Annotated in this window: 13 protein-coding genes; 6 read left to right on the top strand and 7 right to left on the bottom strand. The window is 70.7% G+C overall.

All coding sequences use genetic code 11. The features are described 5' to 3' along the window. Positions 1 to 18: 18 nt before the first annotated feature. Positions 19 to 924 (bottom strand): LLM class flavin-dependent oxidoreductase, encoded by a 906-nt coding sequence (locus ACWGIF_RS07605; RefSeq protein ID WP_453492529.1) that lies wholly within the window; start codon positions 922 to 924, stop codon positions 19 to 21. A 110-nt stretch (positions 925 to 1,034) separates the two neighbouring features. Between ACWGIF_RS07605 and ACWGIF_RS07600 the strand changes: the two genes are divergently transcribed. Beyond that, entirely contained in the window at positions 1,035 to 1,925 is an 891-nt protein-coding gene (locus ACWGIF_RS07600; RefSeq protein WP_453492526.1) for a Cof-type HAD-IIB family hydrolase, read from the top strand. A 117-nt stretch (positions 1,926 to 2,042) separates the two neighbouring features. On the opposite strand, the gene ACWGIF_RS07595 is transcribed toward ACWGIF_RS07600, so the two are convergent. Genes ACWGIF_RS07595 through ACWGIF_RS07580 form a run of 4 tightly spaced genes read right to left on the bottom strand, consistent with a single transcriptional unit; the run spans position 2,043 to position 10,048 of the window. Further along, the gene (locus ACWGIF_RS07595; protein ID WP_453492523.1) at positions 2,043 to 3,872 is read right to left on the bottom strand and encodes a GAF domain-containing sensor histidine kinase; all 1,830 of its coding nucleotides are present in this window, start codon (positions 3,870 to 3,872) and stop codon (positions 2,043 to 2,045) included. 21 nt (positions 3,873 to 3,893) lie between these two features. Further along, positions 3,894 to 7,463, bottom strand: coding sequence for a thiol reductant ABC exporter subunit CydD (cydD, locus tag ACWGIF_RS07590; protein ID WP_453492520.1), 3,570 nt, complete (start codon positions 7,461 to 7,463; stop codon positions 3,894 to 3,896). 57 nt (positions 7,464 to 7,520) lie between these two features. Further along, complete coding sequence (gene cydB / locus ACWGIF_RS07585) at positions 7,521 to 8,522, bottom strand: cytochrome d ubiquinol oxidase subunit II (protein WP_453492517.1); 1,002 nt, start codon at positions 8,520 to 8,522, stop codon at positions 7,521 to 7,523. 20 nt (positions 8,523 to 8,542) lie between these two features. Next, the gene (locus ACWGIF_RS07580) at positions 8,543 to 10,048 is read right to left on the bottom strand and encodes a cytochrome ubiquinol oxidase subunit I (RefSeq protein WP_453492514.1); all 1,506 of its coding nucleotides are present in this window, start codon (positions 10,046 to 10,048) and stop codon (positions 8,543 to 8,545) included. A gap of 191 nt (positions 10,049 to 10,239) precedes the next feature. Between ACWGIF_RS07580 and ACWGIF_RS07575 the strand changes: the two genes are divergently transcribed. Further along, positions 10,240 to 10,608, top strand: coding sequence for a cyclophilin-like fold protein (locus ACWGIF_RS07575; protein ID WP_453492511.1), 369 nt, complete (start codon positions 10,240 to 10,242; stop codon positions 10,606 to 10,608). A 154-nt stretch (positions 10,609 to 10,762) separates the two neighbouring features. Here the strand turns inward: ACWGIF_RS07575 and hisC are convergent, their stop codons facing one another. Then, complete coding sequence (hisC, locus tag ACWGIF_RS07570) at positions 10,763 to 11,842, bottom strand: histidinol-phosphate transaminase (protein ID WP_453492508.1); 1,080 nt, start codon at positions 11,840 to 11,842, stop codon at positions 10,763 to 10,765. A gap of 361 nt (positions 11,843 to 12,203) precedes the next feature. Between hisC and ACWGIF_RS07565 the strand changes: the two genes are divergently transcribed. The 3 genes from ACWGIF_RS07565 to ACWGIF_RS07555 all read left to right on the top strand — a co-directional run bounded on the left by ACWGIF_RS07565 (position 12,204) and on the right by ACWGIF_RS07555 (position 15,840). Next, complete coding sequence (locus ACWGIF_RS07565) at positions 12,204 to 13,319, top strand: LacI family DNA-binding transcriptional regulator (RefSeq protein ID WP_453492505.1); 1,116 nt, start codon at positions 12,204 to 12,206, stop codon at positions 13,317 to 13,319. 231 nt (positions 13,320 to 13,550) lie between these two features. After that, entirely contained in the window at positions 13,551 to 14,873 is a 1,323-nt protein-coding gene (locus ACWGIF_RS07560; RefSeq protein ID WP_453492502.1) for a metallophosphoesterase, read from the top strand. A 148-nt stretch (positions 14,874 to 15,021) separates the two neighbouring features. Next, the gene (locus ACWGIF_RS07555) at positions 15,022 to 15,840 is read left to right on the top strand and encodes a hypothetical protein (RefSeq protein ID WP_453492499.1); all 819 of its coding nucleotides are present in this window, start codon (positions 15,022 to 15,024) and stop codon (positions 15,838 to 15,840) included. Between the two features lie 14 nt (positions 15,841 to 15,854). Here the strand turns inward: ACWGIF_RS07555 and ACWGIF_RS07550 are convergent, their stop codons facing one another. Continuing rightward, positions 15,855 to 16,676, bottom strand: coding sequence for a hypothetical protein (locus tag ACWGIF_RS07550; RefSeq protein WP_453492496.1), 822 nt, complete (start codon positions 16,674 to 16,676; stop codon positions 15,855 to 15,857). A gap of 300 nt (positions 16,677 to 16,976) precedes the next feature. On the opposite strand from ACWGIF_RS07550, the gene ACWGIF_RS07545 reads away from it, so the two are divergent. Next, the gene (locus ACWGIF_RS07545) at positions 16,977 to 18,065 is read left to right on the top strand and encodes a tetratricopeptide repeat-containing glycosyltransferase (RefSeq protein WP_453492493.1); all 1,089 of its coding nucleotides are present in this window, start codon (positions 16,977 to 16,979) and stop codon (positions 18,063 to 18,065) included. Positions 18,066 to 18,130 lie beyond the last annotated feature (65 nt).

Genomic DNA, 18,130 nt, shown 5'->3' with positions numbered 1-18,130 from the left:
CGGCGACCACCGACCGGTTCAGCCGCCCAACTGGGCCAGGGCCTCGGTGGCGATCTTCTCGAAGACGGCCTCGTCGGCGGCGAAATCGGAGTCCGGGATCGGCGCGTGGATCACCAGCTCGGTGAAGCCCAGCTCACGGTGCCGGCCCGCGAAGTCGACGAACGCGTCCAGGGACTCCAGCACGGTGTTGGCCTCGGGCGTGAAGCCGGTCAGCAGGATCTTCTCCATGGACTCGGAATCCCGCCCGATCTCCTCGAAGGCCTTGCCGAGTTTGTCGAGCTGCCCTCGCAGGGCCGCCAGCGACTGCTCCGGCGTGCCCTCCTCGAAGAGCTTCGGGTCACCCGTGGTCACCCAGGCCTGACCGTGGCGGGCGGCGAGCCGCAGGCCGCGCGGTCCGGTGGCGGCGACCGCGAACGGCAGCCGCGGCCGCTGCACACAGCCGGGGATGTTGCGGGCCTCCTCGGCGGAGTAGAAGGTGCCCTCGTGGCTCACGGAGTTCTCGGTCAGCAACTGGTCCAGCAGCGGCACGAACTCGGCGAGCCGGTCGGCGCGCTCGCGCGGGGACCAGGCCTCCTGGCCCAGCGCGGTGGCGTCGAAGCCGTTGCCGCCGGCGCCGATGCCCAAGGTGACGCGTCCGCCGGAGATGTCGTCCAGGCTGATGAGTTCCTTCGCGAGGGTCACCGGGTGGCGGAAGTTCGGCGAGGTGACGAGCGTGCCCAGGCGCAGCCGTTCGGTGGCCGTGGCCGCCGCGGTCAGGGTGGGCAGCGCACCGAACCACGGGCCGTCGCGGAAGGTACGCCATGACAGATGGTCGTAGGTGTAGGCGGTGTGGAAGCCAAGCTGCTCAGCCCGGAGCCACTGGTCGCGGCCTCCCTCGTGCCATCGACGTACCGGAAGGATCACCGTGCTCAGGCGCAGACTCATGTGTCGAGCCTACGGCGAGCCGATGTTTCACGTGAAACACGGGCCGTTTCACGTGAAACATCGCCCGAGGAGACTGCCATCCCCGACCTTGGTCCAGACGGCCCCGGCCCATGGGCGAAGATGGAGCCGTGACCTCGGCTCCCCAGTGCCCGGACGGGCCAACCCCCATGCCCCGGCTCATCGCCACCGACCTCGACGGCACCCTGCTGCGCGACGACAAGTCCGTCTCGCCGCGCACCGTCGCCGCACTCGCCGCCGCCGAGGAGGCCGGGATCGAGGTCTTCTTCGTCACGGGACGCCCGGCCCGCTGGATGGATGTGGTCAGCGACCATGTCCACGGCCACGGCCTCGCGATCTGCGCGAACGGCGCAGCGGTCGTCGACCTGCATGCCGGACGGGAGTTCGTCCAGGTCAGGGCGCTCCCCCGGGCCGCCGCGCTCGCCGTCGTCGATGCCCTGCGGACCGCGGCACCCGGCACGTCCTTCGCAGTCGAGCTGACCACCGGCATCAACTACGAGCCGGCGTACCCGCCGTTCTTCAAGGACCCGGGGGCCAGGCTCGCCACCGCCGAGAAGCTGCTGCACGAGGACACGGACGAAACCGACGCACCGGTGCTCAAGCTGCTGGCGCACCACGCCGAGCTCGCCCCGGACGAGTTCCTGACGCTCGCCCGGTCCGCCGCAGGCGAGTACGCGTCGATCACCCGCTCCAGTCCCACGTCCTTGCTGGAGATCAGCGGGCATGGCGTCTCCAAGGCCAGCACGCTGGCGCTGTGCTGCGCCGAGCGGGGCATCTCCCCCGCGGAGGTCGTCGCCTTCGGGGACATGCCGAACGACGTGGAGATGCTCAGCTGGGCGGGTACCTCGTACGCGATGGGCAACGCCCATCCGGATGTGATCGCGGCGGCGTCCGGCCGAACGGTCGCCAACAACGAGGACGGGGTCGCCCTCGTCATCGAGCGCATTCTGGCCGAACGCCTCGCCCAGCAGCAGCACTCCTGACCGGACGACCCGGAAGACCCGCACGGCGCGCACGGCGCGCACGGGACGCACGAGGCGGACGGGACGCACGAGGCGGACGAGGCGCACAGAGCGGACGAGACCGGCGACCCTGACGAACTACAGCGGGGCCTCCCACACCACGGTGGTCCCGCCGCCGTCCTCGCCGATGCCCGGCCCGTACGAGCTGGCGCCGCCCAGCGACTCGGCCCGTCGGCGCAGATTGCGCAGCCCGCTGCGCCGGCCGCCCTCGGGGATGCCCACTCCGTCGTCGGCGACCTCCAGCCGGACCCCGGGCCGCCCATCGGCGAGCGTGACGGTGGAGTCAAGGAGCACCTCGATCCGGGACGCCTCGGCATGCCGGAAGGCATTGGACAGGGCCTCACGCAGCGCAGCGATCAGGTTCTTGCCCACCAGCTCGCCGACGACCGCGTCGATCGGGCCGAGGAACCGGTGCGCGGGCTTGAAGCCCAAGGGCACGGCGGCCATGTTGATCTCCCGCAGCACCCGGGTGCGCAGTCCGGACGGGGCTTCCGCCGGGCCCTGCTGAAGGGCGAAGATCGCAGTGCGGATCTCCTGGATCGTCACGTCCAGCTCTTCCACGGCCTTGCCCACGCCGTCGCTGACCTCGGGGACGTTGGACCGGCGCTGGGCTCCCTCCAGCATCAACCCGGTGGCGAACAGCCGCTGGATGACAAGGTCGTGCAGGTCGCGGGCGATCCGGTCGCGGTCCTCGAACACGGCGAGCCGCTCGCGGTCGCGCTGCGCCTCGGCCATCATCAGCGCGAGCGCCGCCTGCGAGGCGAACTGAGTGGCCAAGGTCCGCTCGGCCTCGCTGAACGGGCGCTCGCCGCGGATCCGGGGGGTGACCAGCGCACCCAGCACCCGCCCGCCGCTTTGCAGGGGCAGCATCATGCAGGGGCCGTACTGGCTGGTCAGCCTGCCGACCGTGCGGGGGTCGGACGAGGCGTCGTCCACGAAGACCGGCTCTCCCTGCAGGAGTCGCCCGACCACCGGGCTCTCGGCCGGGATCACCACCCCGAGCGAGGTGGCCGGGTTTTCGGCCGAGACGGCGACGATCTCCATTCCACCCTCCTCGGCCGGCAGCATGACGATCCCCGCGGAGGAGTCGGCCAGGCGGCGGGCCTGCTCGGCCACCACCGCGAGCGCGTCGTCGGCGTCCCCGCCGGACAGGAGGGCGGTGGTGACGGCCACCGAGCCGTCGATCCAGCGCTCGCGCTGGGTGGCGGCCTCGTACAGCCGGGCATTGCCGATGGCGATGCCCGCCTCGGTGGCCAGCACGCGGACCATGTGGACGTCGTAGTCGTTGAACTCGCCGCCGCCGTGCTTCTCGGCGAGGTACAGATTGCCGAAGATCTCTCCCTGTACCCGGATCGGGACACCGAGGAAGGTCGTCATGGCCGGGTGATGAACCGGGAAACCTTCCGCACGCGGATCCTTCGTCAGATCGGCGAGCCGCACCGTGTCGGGATGCGAGATCAACGCTCCGAGCAGGCCCCGCTTCCCGTCCGGACGGTGTCCGATCTTCCGGGCCGGCTCGGGGCCGATCCCGTGAGTGACGAAGTCCGAGAGCCCACGGCCCTCCGTGTCCACGACGCCGATCGCCGCGTAACGGGCGTCCGCGAGTTCGGCCGCTGTCTCGCAGATGCGGTCCAGGGTGGAGTGCAGCTCAAGGCCGGTCCCGACCGACCTCATGGCTTCCAGCAGTTGCGGTACGCGGGCCGTGAGCTCGGTGGACAGGCCGTGCAGACTTTTGGTGGCCTGGGTCGCGGCCACCAGCGGGTCCAGTGTGCCGGGCGTCACCGGTGTGCCCGGAGTCACCGAAGTGTCCTGCCCGCCCGGCCCTTCCTGCCCGCCCGGCCCGCCGATCCCTCCCGGCGTGGGATCCGATGACGGGTCCGGCGATTCCTGCGACCACTGCGCTGACATGCCCTTGAGCCTAGTTAGTCCCTATTGGCGGGGAAAGTTGGCCAACGTCCCGTCCGATTCCCTCTCACGTTCCAGCAACCGCCTCAGCGGTCCCTCGACGGCGGCCAGCTCCGCGTACACGCCGCGCTGCACGACCTCGCCGCCATCCAGGACGAGCACCTCGTCAACCGCGTCCAGGCCTGCCAGCCGGTGCGTGATCAGCACGGTGGTCCGGCCCTCGGTCGCGGCCAGCAGGTCCGCCGTCAGGGCGTCCGCCGTCGCCAGGTCCAGGTGCTCGGCCGGCTCGTCCAGGACCAGTACGGGGAAGTCCGCGAGAAGCGCCCGGGCCAGGGCCAGGCGCTGGTGCTGGCCGCCCGAGATCCGCTCGCCGTGCTCGCCGACCAGCGTGTCCATTCCGTCCGGCAGGCCGTCCGCCCACTCCAGCAGCCGGGCCGCGGCCAGCGCGTCCCTCAGCTGCCCCTCGCCCGCCCCCGGCCGGGCGAGGCGCAGGTTCTCGCGTACCGAGCTGTCGAAGATGTGCGCGTCCTGGGCACAGAGGCCCACGAGGGCACGTACATCGTCGCCGTCGAGCATGCGGGCGTCGGTCCCGCCCAGGGTGTACGTGCCTGCGCCCGGATCCAGGAACCGGAGGAGAACCTGCGCCAGCGTGGTCTTGCCGGAGCCCGAGGGGCCGACGACGGCGATGCGGCGGCCGGCGTCCAGGGTCAGGTCCAGCCCGCGCAGGGCGTCGCGCTCCTGGCCGGGGTGCCGGGCGGAGAGCCCCGTCAGCCGCAGTGGGAAGGGCGAGGCCGGGGCCACGGCGGGCTGCTCCGGCTCGGCCACCGGCACGGGCGCGTCGATGACCTCGTAGACCCGCTCGGCGCTACGGCGCACGCGCTCGCGGTATTGGACGGCGAGCGGGAGTCCGCTCACCGCCTCGAAGGCGGCGAGGGGCGTCAGGACCGCGACGGCCATGGCCACCCCCGACAGCCGTCCGTCGTACACCGCGGTCGCGGCAACGGCTGCGGCGGCCACGACGGTGAGCCCGCACACGAGGGCGGACAGCCCGCTGCCCAGGCCGCTCGCGGCGGCCCCCCGCGCGGCGATGCGCGTCAGCACACCGTCGCTCTCGCGCGCCCGGCCCTTGCGGTCCTCCAGAGCGCCAGCCACGGTCAGCTCCGCAGTACCGGTGAGCAGATCGGCCACCCGGGTGGCGAGCTCGCCCCGGGCGGGTGCGAGCCTTCGCTCCGCCCGGCGGGCGCAGGCCCCGCTGACCAGCGGTACGCCGATGCCCGCGGCCAGCAGTCCGACGGCGAGCGCCGCTCCGGCCTCGGGCAGCAGCCATGTGGTGAAGGCGACCGAGCCGCTGCCGACGAGCACCGCGGTGCCGACCGGCAGCAGCCAGCGCAGCCAGTAGTCCTGCAGGGCGTCGGCGTCGGCCACCAGCCGGGCCAGCAGGTCCCCGCGCCGGTGCTCGCGCAGCCCGGCGGGCGCGATGCGCTCCAGCCGCCGGTACACGGACACCCGCAGGTCGGCGAGCATCCGCAGCACGGCGTCGTGCGAGACCAGCCGCTCGGCGTACCGCAGGACGGCCCGGCCCATCCCGAAGGCCCGGGTCGCGGTGACGGCCACCATCAGATAGAGCACGGGCGGCTGTTCGGAGGCCCGCGAGATCAGCCAGCCCGAGACGGCCATCAGGCCGACGCTGCACCCGACGGCCAGCGACCCGAGCAGCAGCCCGAGCCTGAACCGACTCTGCCACGCCCTGGCGGTGGCCCGGACGCGGGCGAGGGGATCGTCCGCCGGCCCCTCCGGGCCCGGAGCCGGACGCTTCGCCACGGCCGGCGCCGCTGCCGGGCCAGGCTCGGCGCCCCGCACCTCGTCGGGCACCGGGGCGGATCCCCGGTGCGGGTCTCGGGGGCGAAGCCCCTGAGTCGCCGGAAGCGGCGCGGTCGGGGCCGGGGCCGGCTCCGCAGCGCACACCTCCACCACCCGGTCCGCGCCCGCCAGCAGGGCCGGCCGGTGTACGACCAGCAGCACGGTCCGCCCCGCGGAAAGCCGCCGGACCGCCTCCACGACCGCCGCCTCGGTCTCCCCGTCCAGCGCTGCGGTCGGCTCGTCCAGCAGCAGCACGGGCCGGTCCGCCAGGAAGGCCCGTGCCAGGGCCAGCCGCTGCCGCTGTCCGGCGGACAGCCCTACGCCGCCCTCGCCCAGCAGGGTCTGCGCCCCGCGCGGCAGCGCGGCCACGAACTCCCAGGCCCCGGCGTCCCGCAAGGCCGCGGCCACCTCGGTGTCGGATGCCCCGCGGCGGGCCAGCCGTACGTTCTCGGCGATCGTCCCGGCGAACAGGTGTGGCCGCTGCGGCACCCACGCGACCCGCTCCCGCCAGTGCGCCGGAGACAGTTCGGCCAGATCCACGCCTGCGATCCGCACCCGCCCCGCGGTCGGTGTCACGAACCCCAGCAGCACCTGGAGCAGCGTGGACTTCCCCGCCCCGCTCGGGCCGGTGAGGGCCACGCACTCCCCGGCCCCCACCGTCAGCGAGACCGGCCGCGGCGAGTCCTCGCCCCGGCCCTCGTAGCGGACGGCGACCCCGTCGATCTCGATCCGCAGGGGAGCGCCGACGGGCAGCTCGGCCGTACCGGCCGGACCCGCAGCGGGGGTCTCCAGGATCTCGAAGATCTCCTCCGCGGCCGCGAGCCCTTCCGCGGCCGCGTGGTACTGGGCGCCCACCTGCCGCAACGGCAGATAGGCCTCGGGCGCCAGGATCAAAATGACCAGCCCGGTGTAGAGGTCCAGTTCACCGTGGACCAGTCGCATGCCGATGGTCACGGCCACCAGCGCCACCGACAGGGTCGCCAGCAGCTCCAGCGCGAAGGAGGAGAGGAAGGCGATGCGCAGGGTCCGCATCGTCGCGCGCCGGTAATCATCGGTGATCTTGCGGATCGACTCGGCCTGCGCCTTGGCCCGGCCGAAGACCTTCAGCGTGGGCAGCCCGGCCACCACGTCGAGGAAGTGTCCCGACAGCTGCGACAGCAGCCGCCACTGGCGGTCCATGCGGGACTGGGTGGCCATGCCGATGAGCACCATGAACACGGGGATCAGGGGCAGGGTGACCACGATGATGGCCGCCGACACCCAGTCCTCGGTGACGATCCGGGCGAGCACCGCCACCGGCACGACCACCGAGAGTCCCAGCTGGGGCAGGTAGCGCGAGAAGTAGTCGTCGAGCGCGTCCACGCCCCGGGTGGCCAGCGACACCAGCGACCCGGTCTTCTGTCCGGTCAGCCGGGTGGGACCGAGTTCCGCGGCCCGGTCCAGCAGCCGGCCACGCAGCTCCGACTTGACCGCCGCGCTGGCGCGGTGCGCGGCCAGATCCGTCAGCCAGGCGGTCAGACCGCGCCCGAGCGCCACCGCCGCGAGCAGCAGCAGTGGCGTGCGGAGCGCTTCGCCGCCGAGCCCCTTCTCGAAGGCACCGACCACGATCTCGGCGATCAGCATGGCCTGACCGACGACCAGCCCCGCCCCGGCAAGCCCCAGGGCCACGACCGCCCCCAGGAAGAGGCGGGTCGAACGGGCGTACCGAAGCAGGCGCGGGTCGATCGGTTTCACGTGAAACATCCCCCTGGGGAGGGTCGGTCGGACAGGCCGGTCTGGTCTCTCGGGACCTCAGTGCGCATCGACGATGTGCTGCGTCCCGATCCGCTTGCGAAACACCCAGTAGGTCCATCCCTGGTAGAGCAGGACGAGCGGCGTGGCCACTCCCGCAAGCCAGGTCATGATCTTCAGGGTGTACGGGCTCGACGAGGCGTTGGTGACCGTCAGGTTCCAGGCGTCGTCCAGCGAGGACGGCATGACGTTCGGGAAGAGGGTCAGGAAGAGCATCGCGACGGCCGCCGCGATGGTGACCCCTGACAGGGCGAACGACCAGCCTTCGCGGCCCGCCCGGTTGAAGCCGAGTGCCCCGACCAGCGCCAAGACCGCGACGGCCATCGCGATCAGGCTCTTTGCGTCGCCCCGCGACACCTGGGTCCAGATGAGGAAGACGAGCGCCAGGACGGCGGTGGCGACGCCCAGCCGGCTCGCGAGCCTCCGCGAGCGGTCCCGGATGTCACCGACGGTCTTGAGCGAGGCGAAGACCGCTCCGTGGAAGGTGAACAGCGCGAGGGTGACCAGTCCGCCGAGGACCGAGTAGACGTTGAGCAGGTCGAGGAGGCTGCCGACGTACTCCTTGTCCTGGTCGATCTTCACGCCGCGCACGATGTTGGCGAAAACCACGCCCCACAGGAACGCGGGGATCAGCGAGGTCCAGAAGATCGCGTGTTCCCAGTTGGTCTGCCACCGGTCCTCGGGGCGCTTGTGCCGGTACTCGAAGGCGACACCGCGGATGATCAGGCACACCAGGATGAGCAACAGCAGCAGGTAGAAGCCCGAGAAGAGCGTGGCATACCAGTCGGGGAAGGCGGCGAAGGTCGCGCCGCCCGCCGTGAGCAGCCAGACCTCGTTGCCGTCCCACACGGGTCCGATCGTGTTGATCAGGACCCGCTTCTCCGTGCGATCGCGGGCGAGCAGCTTGGTCAGTACGCCGATTCCGAAGTCGAAGCCCTCCAGGAAGAAGTAGCCGATCCACAGGACGGCGATGAGCACGAACCAGACGTCGTGGAGTTGCATGGTGTGGTCTCCTCCCAGCCTCAGTACGAGAAGGCCATCGGCCGGTCGGGGTTCTTGTCGTCCCCGCCGATCTTGGTGGGCGGGTTGAGGTCGGCCTCGGTGAGCTCCGGCGGTCCGGCCTTGACGTACTTGACCATGAGCCTGACCTCGATGACGGCGAGCACGGCGTACAGGAGGGTGAAGCCGATCATCGAGGTGAGCACCTCGGCCTGGGAGACGTGCGGCGAGACCGCGTCCCTCGTGCGCAGGACTCCGTAGACCACCCACGGCTGGCGGCCCATCTCGGTGAAGATCCAGCCCCAGGAGTTGGCGATGAGCGGGAATCCCATCGTCCAGAGCGCGACGATCCAGTACAGGTTGGCGAACCGCGGGCTCAGCGCCTTCTTGAAGAGCACCAGGTGCGGGACCTCGTCCTCCCCGGTCCGGAGCCCCGTCGGCAGCAGGAACCGCTTGCGGGTCAGCCACAGGCCGAGCGCGCCGACGGCGACGGAGGCCATGCCGAAGCCGATCATCCAGCGGAAGCCCCAGTAGGCGACGGCGATGTTGGGCCGGTAGTCACCCGGACCGAACTCCTCCTGCGCGGCCTTGTTGACGTCGTTGATGCCCGGGACGAAGGAGGTGAAGTCGTCGTTGGCCAGGAAGGACAGCAGGCCCGGGATCTCGATGGCGACCTTGTTGTGGCCCTTGTCGACGTCTCCGTAGGCGAAGACGGAGAAGGGCGCGGGCGCCTCGCCGTCCCACAGGGCCTCGGCGGCCGCCATCTTCATGGGCTGCTGCTTGTACATGACCTTGCCGAGCAGGTCACCGCTGATGGCCGTGCCCATGCCGGCGATGATCATGACCACCAGACCGAGGCGCAGCGAGCTCCGCATCACGGGAACGTGCTTCTTGCGCGCCAGGTGGTACGCGGCGATGCCGGCCATGAATGCGCCGCCGACCAGGAAGGCCGCCGTGATGGTGTGGAAGAACTGGGTGAGGGCGGTGTTCTGGGTGAGCACGAGCCAGAAGTCGGTGAGCTCGGCCCGGCCCCGCTCCTCGTTGATGCGGTACCCGACCGGGTGCTGCATCCAGGAATTGGCCGCCAGGATGAAATAGGCGGACAGGACGGTGCCCATGGACACCATCCATATGCATGCCAGGTGGATCTTCTTCGGCAGCTTGTCCCAGCCGAAGATCCACAGGCCGATGAAGGTGGACTCGAAGAAGAAGGCGATCAGCGCTTCGAAGGCCAGCGGGGCTCCGAAGACATCGCCGACGAATCGCGAGTAGTCGGACCAGTTCATGCCGAACTGGAACTCCTGGACGATGCCGGTGACGACACCCATCGCGATATTGATCAAGAAGAGCTTTCCCCAGAACTTCGTGGCTCTGAGGTACTTCTCCTTCTCGGTGCGCACCCATGCGGTCTGCAGGCCGGCCGTGAGCGCGGCGAGCGAGATCGTCAGTGGTACGAAGAGGAAGTGATAGACGGTGGTGATGCCGAACTGCCATCGCGCCAGCGTCTCCGGCGCCAAAGCTAGGTCCACGTCCTCGTCTCCTTCGCGTCGCCGTGGTCACCGCGGCGGTCTGCCTGTTGTGCCCCACTCAATGCGGGAGAAAGCAGGACACGCTTGTGAACGCGTTCACATTCACAAGCATTATGTCGTACCACTCTCGAGAGCCTTCCGCCGGGGTACCCCTCTAGCCAATCCATTCAACAGATTGTTGAATGCGGCTCATGCAGATACGAATCTCCTGGCCTGCCGGCCAGCTCACCGCAACCCTCGACGAGACCCCGACCAGCAAGGCACTGACCGACGCCCTGCCGATCTCCGCCTCCGCCCACACCTGGGGCGAGGAGGTCTACTTCGACACCGGCGTCTCCGTGGCCCTGGAGCACGACGCCCGGCAGGTCGTCGAGCCCGGCACGGTCGCGTTCTGGACCGAGGGCGACGCTCTCGCGCTGCCCTACGGCCCCACGCCCATCTCACGCGGAGGCGAGAGCCGCCTGGCGAGCCCGTGCAATGTGCTCGGCTCGTTCGACGGCGACCCCCGCCTGCTGTCCACCGTCCGCGACGGCGATCCCGTCCGCGTGGAACTCGCCTGAGGTCGTGTCCTGAAAGTCCCGTCCGGCCGGCCCTCGGGCGGCCGACGCTCCTTTGACGACGCCCCCCAAGGCGTGCCCGGACCGGCCCCTCCGGCCGGGCGGCTCCCCCGGACAGGGCGGTTCCCCCGGACAGGGCGGCTCCACACCCCCGGGGCTAGAGCTCCTTGAAGAACGCCTCCGCCGCGTGCAGGAAGAGGTCGTTCGCCTCGGTCTCACCGATCGTGACCCGCAGGCCCTCGCCCGCGAAGGGCCGGACCACCACACCGGCCTTCTCGCAGGCCGCCGCGAAGTCGGCGGTCCGCTCCCCCAGCCGCATCCAGACGAAGTTCGCCTGCGTGTCCGGCACCGTCCAGCCCTGGGCGAGCAGCGTCTCGTGGACCCGCTTGCGCTCGCACACCAGCGCGCCGACGCGGCCCATCAGCTCGTCCTCGGCGCGCAGCGAGGCCACCGCCGCATCCTGTGCGAGCTGGCTCACGCCGAAGGGAACCGCGGTCTTGCGCAGCGCCGCGGCCACCGGCTCGTGCGCCACGGCGAAGCCGACGCGCAGGCCGGCGAGGCCGTACGCCTTGGAGAACGTACGCAGCACGGCGACGTTCGGGCGATCGCGGTACAGCTCGATGCCGTCCGGCACGTCCGTGTCGCGCACGAACTCGCGGTAGGCCTCGTCCAGGACCACCAGGACGTCCGAGGGCACCCGGTCCAGGAACCGCTCCAGCTCTGCGCGGCGTACGGCGGTGCCGGTGGGGTTGTTCGGGTTGCAGACGAAGATCAGGCGGGTCCGGTCGGTGATCGCCGCGGCCATGGCGTCCAGGTCGTGCACATCGCCGTCGGTCAGCGGGACCTTCACGGAGGTCGCACCCGAGATCTGCGTGATGATCGGGTACGCCTCGAAGGACCGCCAGGCGTACATGACCTCATCGCCCGGGCCGGCCGTCGACTGGATCAGCGACTGGGCCACACCCACCGAGCCGGTGCCCGTGGCCACGTGCTCGACCGGCACGCCGAACCGCTCCGCGATCTCGTTCACGAGGCCGGTGCAGGCCATGTCGGGGTACCGGTTGAAGGCCCCGGCCGCCGTGACCGCGCTCTCCAGCACGCCCGGCAGCGGCGGGTACGGGTTCTCGTTCGACGACAGCTTGTACGCGACGGGCCCTCCCGCGGCAGCCGGCTTGCCAGGCTTGTATGTCGGAATGCCGTCCAGCTCGGCGCGCAGCTTCGGGCTCTTCTCGCTCACCGCAGGTCCTCCTCGACCGTCCCGTACGACGTCGCCGTCGACTCAATACTGCTCACCTTATGAGGATTCCGCCCTTCCGAGAATGGGGGCGCCTGGAATGAGGGGGAGCGCACGCATATATGCGTGCGCCGGTGGCTTGCGCCGTGGCGCGCGTCCCTCGTGCAGGTGAGTTGAGACCGGTCCGAGACCGCACCGTTTTGGCATGCCCGGGCCCGCCGACAAGCGCCACCTTCCCCCTCGGTGATCAATTGCCTTCATTTCCAAGGTCATTGGGGGTGGCGAACCATGCAGAATCGTGCCTGTCAACGCCTGCATATGCACCCGGACCACCCACCCGACCGAGCCCTACTATCGGCTCGCCATGACAGCAGCAGGGAAGCATCAGGTGAGCCGGACCGAGACCACCCGGCGGGCCGCCGGCCGACAGGGCCGGGCCGGCATCAGGGACGTGGCCGCCGCGGCGGGCGTCTCCATCACAACCGTCTCCGACGCGCTCAATGGCAAGGGACGGCTGCCCGACGCCACCCGCCGCCACGTTCGCGAAGTGGCCGACAGACTGGGCTACCGCCCATCGGCCGCCGCCCGCACCCTCCGTACCGGCAAGTCGGGCCTCATCGGCCTGACCGTGACGACGTACGGGGATGAACCTTTCACCTTCACCGAATTCGCCTACTTCGCCGAGATGGCCAGGGCCGCCACCTCCGCCGCGCTCGCCCGCGGCTACGCCCTCGTCATCCTCCCCGCCACCTCCCGACACGACGTGTGGTCCAACGTCGCCCTCGACGGCACCGTCGTCATCGACCCCTCCGACCACGATCCCGTCGTCACCGAACTGGTCCGCCAAGGCCTGCCCGTGGTCTCCGACGGCCGCCCCGCAGGCTCCCTCCCCGTCACCGCCTGGGTCGACAACGACCACGAGGCCGCCGTACTCGGCCTGCTCGACCACCTCGCCGCCGCCGGCGCCCGCCGGATCGGGCTGCTGACCGGCACCACCACCGACACCTACACCCGGCTCTCCACCACCGCCTACCTCAACTGGTGCGAGCGCGTCGGCCAGGACCCGGTCTACGAGTCCTACCCCGCCCACGATCCGTGCGCGGGCGCCGTCGCCGCCGACCGGCTCCTCGCACGCCCCGACCGGCCCGACGCCGTCTACGGGCTCTTCGACCCCAACGGCACCGACCTGCTCGCCGCCGCCCGGCGCTACGGCCTGCGCGTCCCCGAGGACCTGCTGCTCGTGTGCTGCAGCGAGTCCACCGTCTACGCCAACACCGAACCGCCCATCACCACCCTCTCCCTCAAACCGCGCCGCATCGGCACTGCCGTCGTGCAGCTGCTCATCGACGCGATCGAGGGAGCGGACACCGGACGCCCCGTCGAACAGGTCGTCCCGACCGAGCTCATCATCCGCACGTCGTCACAGCGCAGGCAGCCCCGTACAACCGTCAGTCCACCCCGCTCTCCGGCGCAGGATTGACCGCCAGACCGTCCGGTCGGCCTGTCCAATGACCCGGCCGAGGATTTCAGCAACACCGATATCGGGAGAAAACGGTAGGAACGATCGGCTCCGGACAGGATTCACCACCCCTGGTGCGTCACAGAGCGCGAGCCGCATTCCTATGATGGGCGCACGACATCACGGACCCTCCTCCCCGGAGGTCAGGAGGGTCCGCAGGTGTACGGCAGCGCGACGGTGGTGGAGGGGTCGATGACTCAGGGGGCCGGTCAGGGACCCGCGGTGCGGACGGAGACGCTGCGGGACTTCCGGGTTCCAGTCAGCGAACCCGCTCCGTACGCCGTATCCACCGGGCTTGCCGGCGAGGCATCCGGGTACGGCGAGGCCCCCGTCTACGGGGAGTACCCGGCGTACTACGGCGACGGCACGCCGACCGTGCCCCTGCAGCCCGGCTACGCGCCGCAGACGGCCACGCCGCCCGTCACGCAGACGGCCACGCCGTCGGCCACGCCCCCGGGCCCGCCCCCGGCTTCGCAACCCGGCGCGCACCCCGCCGTCCGTCCCCCGGTACACGCCGACGCCCGTCGCGACGCCGCACCCGTGCACGCGATGAGCCAGGACCCCGACGAGGCCGACCCCGAGGGCTACACCCCGACCTACCGCGACCTCCCCGTCATCGGCCGCGGCGCGGTCGGCGGCCCCGGCGACACCGTCCAGGTCCAGTACGTCCCCCAGGACGCGGCCGCCGGTCCCGGCCCGCTCTACGTCGTCGGCGACGTCCACGGCTACCTCGACGAGCTCGTGACCGAGCTGCAGGCCCAGGGCCTGATCGACGCCGAACGCCGCTGGTCCGCCGGCAACGCCCGGCTCTGGTTCCTCGGCGACTTCACCGACCGCGGCCCCGACGGAATCGGCGTCATCGACCTCGTCATGCGGCTGTCCGCCGAGGCCGCCGCCGCCGGCGGGTACTGCAAGGCCCTGATGGGCAATCACGAACTGCTGCTCATCGGCGCCAAGAGGTTCGGCGACACCCCCGTCGTCTCCGGCGCCGGCACCGCGACCTTCCAGGCCGCATGGCTCCTCAACGGCGGCCAGCGCACCGACATGGAGCGCCTGCAGGACGTCCACCTGCAGTGGATGTCCCGCCTGGACGCGGCCGTCCTGGAGGAGGACCACCTGCTCCTGCACTCCGACACCACGGCCTACCTCGACTACGGCGACTCCATCGAGGACGTCAACGACACCATCCACGAGCTCCTCAACCGCGGCGACGCCGACATCACCTGGGACCTCTTCCGCAAGTTCACCAAGCGGTTCGCCTTCCGCGACGAGGAGACCGGCCCCCAGGCCGTACGCGAGCTGCTCGGCACCTACGGCGGCAGCCGCGTCGTGCACGGGCACAGCCCCATCCCGTACCTGCTCGGCGAAGTGGGCACCGAGGACGGTGACGAGGCACGCGGCCCCGAGGCCGTGGACGGCCCCCACGTGTACGCGGAAGGGCTCGCCATCGCCATGGACGGCGGAGTGACGATGGCAGGAAAACTTCTTGTCGTACAACTCCCGCTGAGCGACTGAGAGCTTACGCAGAGGGGTATTTCCGGAAAGCCCCTGTCACGGCATGGTGTGGGCGCTCTACCATCGCTCTATCCGTAGCAGGCTCTCCTCCGTTTGTGCCGGCGCCCGGGTCTACGCGGGCATACCGGCTTCTACGGAGCATCGGGGGATGCACATGACCAGCGCTCCGCACCTGCTGACCGAAGACCGACCGGAATTCGACCGGCTCATCGACGAGGCGCTGCGCGCCGCGCACGAACGGCCCGAACTCGCCACCCTCGGCGAACGGCTGAACGCCGAGCAGCTGCGCACCATGGCCCAGGGGGCCAGCGCCCTGCTGGCGGCCGCGGCCGCCGCCGAGTACGGGCATTACGTGAAGGTCCGCGAGGAACGGCGCGACGAGGTGCTGTCCACACCCGGCAGGACGGGCGACGAGGACGGCGGCCAGGGCAGCGGCGGCGGTGCGGGCGTCAGCGCCGTGGTCGCGGTCCTCGCACCGGTCCTGGCCGGCACCGCCATGCTGATCTTCCTGCTCGTGGGCTACAGCCTGAAGATGATCGAGCCCGAACCGGCGTTCGCGAGAACCATGCTGACGGCGGGTTGGCTCTTCGGCGCGCTCACCGCGGCCGCGCTGCTCTTCGCCGTGATCGGACTGCTGGTGACGGCCGTCCGCAACAGCGCGACCGAGGTGGCGGCGGACGAGACCGAGGCGATACCCGACGAGGTGGCGAGGGCCCGGGAGGCCTGGCGGCACGCTCTGCTGGAGCGTGGCATCGTGCCGTTCCTGCGGGACGCGCTGGCCGACCCGAGCGCGGGGCCTGGTTTCCCGACCCCGCGCACGCCAGGGGCCGGGCGCATCCCCAACCTGGGATACACCCGGCCCGATTTCACCAGTCCGGGGTCCCCTTCACAGGGACCCCGGCCCGGCTACACACCCCCGGACTTCACCAGCCCGGACTTCGGCGGCCCGGAAAACCGGCCGGATTAGAACCGGCCCCCTGCCTACTTCAGCTGCTTCGGCAGGTGGTTGGGGTCGACCGGGCGGATCGGCGCCATGGCACCGGCCCGGGGGAGGGGCGGGTCACCCGCTTCGGGCTGCGGGTCGTCCAGGTTCCACTGACCGTCACACGTCAGCGTGTTGGGACCGGGCTGGACCGTGCAGAAGGTCTCCCAGATCTCGCCTGCCTCCGTCACCACCTCGACCACCAGCCGGTTGGCCTGGTGGCTGATGGAGACTCCGCAGGCGTCGGCCGGGTAGTCACCCTCGGGGTTGAGGGTGAGGTCGTACCAGGTCCAGGGACCGACCGTGGCGCCGCCGGCCGACAGCGCACGGATGCCGGCGTAGGTGTTGCCGTCGCCGGGGATCACCGCCTTGAACTCCCGGGCGTTGCTGTCCCGGACCGAGTCGATGTCCACACAGGCGGACGCGCCCGTGGCGCCCGTCGCACCGGTGGCACCGGTCGCACCCGTCGCGCCGTCGGCACCGTCCTCGCCCGGCTCACCCTGCGGACCCCTGGGCCCCGTCGGGCCGGTCGGACCCCGCTCGCCGCACTCGTCACCGCCGCCGCCCTTCGGGCCGGCCTCGACGTCCGACGCTCTCGGGTCGTAGTCGGGCTTCCTGTGCTCGTCGCACTTCTCCCCGCCGCCGGTGGGACTGGCCGCCGTGACCGTCTCAGCCGCCTGAATGCTCTGAGCCGTGGCGAATGCGGGGCTGGAGATACCCACCATCACCATGGCCAGCGAGGCGAGGGTGCCACCGGCCAGCCAGCTGCTGCGCCTGGGCAGCGGACCAAGAGTTGACTTGGTCCTGTTCTCGGGGCTCATATACGCCGCTCCTTCTCGAAAACGGATCGAACGATGTGCGATGCGGCCGGACTGGCCACCTCGGTCATCGTGAGGAGCGCGGTCACAAGCAATCGGTCGCCGCGCGCGTAAGTCCACTTATCGGACCAAAGAATGCGACCCCGTTGGCGGCACTTGCAGTAACGGACCCGGCTCGGCCTCTGCCCTTGCGGTCGAGCTTCCTTGCACGGCATAACCCCGGTGCCTACCGTCGGATGACGGTCATCTTCATCACCACAGCCACAGTGGACGGGATCCTTGAAAGCAAAAGTCTGCCTGAACATGATCGTCAAGAACGAGGCCCCGGTAATCCGGCGCTGCCTCGAATCGGTGCGGCCTTTGATCGACACGTGGGTCATCGTGGACACGGGCTCGACGGACGGCACCCAGGACATCATCCGGGAATTCTTCGGCGATCTTCCCGGTGTTCTGCACGAACGCCCGTGGAAGGGATTCGACGGCAGCCGCAGCGAGGCGATCGACCTCGCCCGCTCCAGCGCGGACTACCTGCTGTTCCTCGACGCCGACGACGTGATGGAGGTGGAGCCGGGATTTCGCATGCCGGACCTCACCCACGACGCGTACAGCGTCGCGGTGCACCACGAACCCGTCGTCCACTGGCGGCCCGCGCTGGTCTCCACCCGATTGCCCTGGAAATACGTCGGCGTACTCCACGAGTACCTCGACTGCGAAAGCCGCTTCAGTCGCGGAGTACTCGAGGGCGCCCATATCCTCATCGTCGGCGGGGGAGCCCGCCACCGTGACGGGAGCGAGCGGGAAAAGTACCTGCGCGACGCGGGGATCCTCGAACAAGGACTGCTGAAGGAACCCGACAATGCCCGCTACGCGTTTTATCTGGCGCAGAGCTGGCGCGACGCGGGAGAACCGGAGAAGTCCCTCGCCGCCTACGACCGCCGGGCGGGCATGGGCGGATTCGCCGAGGAGGCCTTCTGCTCCCGGCTCTACGCGGCACGGATCGCGGCGCGCATGAAGAAGCCGGCGGCCGAGGTGATGGACCGCTACCTCCGGGCCCACGAGAGCCGTCCCTCGCGTGCCGAATCGCTCGGCGATCTCGCCCGGCTCTGCCGGATCGAGGGACGCTGGCCGCTGGCGTACATGTTCGCGCGCCAGGCGGTGCGGATCCCGCGTCCGGACGACATCCTGTTCGTCGAGTTCGACTGGTACGAGTGGCGCGCGCTCGACGAACTCGCGGTGGCGGCCTACTGGGTCGGCGAGTACCAGGAGTCGCTGGAGTGCTGCGAGCGGCTCCTGCGGGAGGGCGGGCTTCCCGAGAGCCAGCGCGAACGGGTCGGCGAGAACCTCGCCTTCGCCCGGCGCAAGCTGGATCCGGAGTACCAGGTGGTCGCCTGACGGCCGCTCCCCCGCACGCGACGGAGGGGGGCCCGCCCCGGCCGGGAGGGCGGGGGGGCGGCCCC

Source organism: Streptomyces sp. NPDC054849 (genome assembly GCF_053610945.1).
Note: the sequence above shows the minus strand (reverse complement) of the source record. Positions and strands in the feature narration are given on the sequence as shown.

Bases quoted from the DNA above. Each gene is read 5' to 3' on its own strand.
- ACWGIF_RS07595 (WP_453492523.1), bottom strand. From the start codon at position 3,872: ATGTCAGCGCAGTGGTCGCAGGAATCGCCGGACCCGTCATCGGATCCC.
- ACWGIF_RS07555 (WP_453492499.1), top strand. From the start codon at position 15,022: ATGCACATGACCAGCGCTCCGCACCTGCTGACCGAAGACCGACCGGAA.
- ACWGIF_RS07605 (WP_453492529.1), bottom strand. From the start codon at position 924: ATGAGTCTGCGCCTGAGCACGGTGATCCTTCCGGTACGTCGATGGCAC.
- cydB (WP_453492517.1), bottom strand. From the start codon at position 8,522: ATGCAACTCCACGACGTCTGGTTCGTGCTCATCGCCGTCCTGTGGATC.
- ACWGIF_RS07560 (WP_453492502.1), top strand. From the start codon at position 13,551: ATGACTCAGGGGGCCGGTCAGGGACCCGCGGTGCGGACGGAGACGCTG.
- ACWGIF_RS07575 (WP_453492511.1), top strand. From the start codon at position 10,240: ATGCAGATACGAATCTCCTGGCCTGCCGGCCAGCTCACCGCAACCCTC.
- ACWGIF_RS07550 (WP_453492496.1), bottom strand. From the start codon at position 16,676: ATGAGCCCCGAGAACAGGACCAAGTCAACTCTTGGTCCGCTGCCCAGG.
- ACWGIF_RS07545 (WP_453492493.1), top strand. From the start codon at position 16,977: ATGATCGTCAAGAACGAGGCCCCGGTAATCCGGCGCTGCCTCGAATCG.
- ACWGIF_RS07565 (WP_453492505.1), top strand. From the start codon at position 12,204: ATGACAGCAGCAGGGAAGCATCAGGTGAGCCGGACCGAGACCACCCGG.
- ACWGIF_RS07600 (WP_453492526.1), top strand. From the start codon at position 1,035: ATGGGCGAAGATGGAGCCGTGACCTCGGCTCCCCAGTGCCCGGACGGG.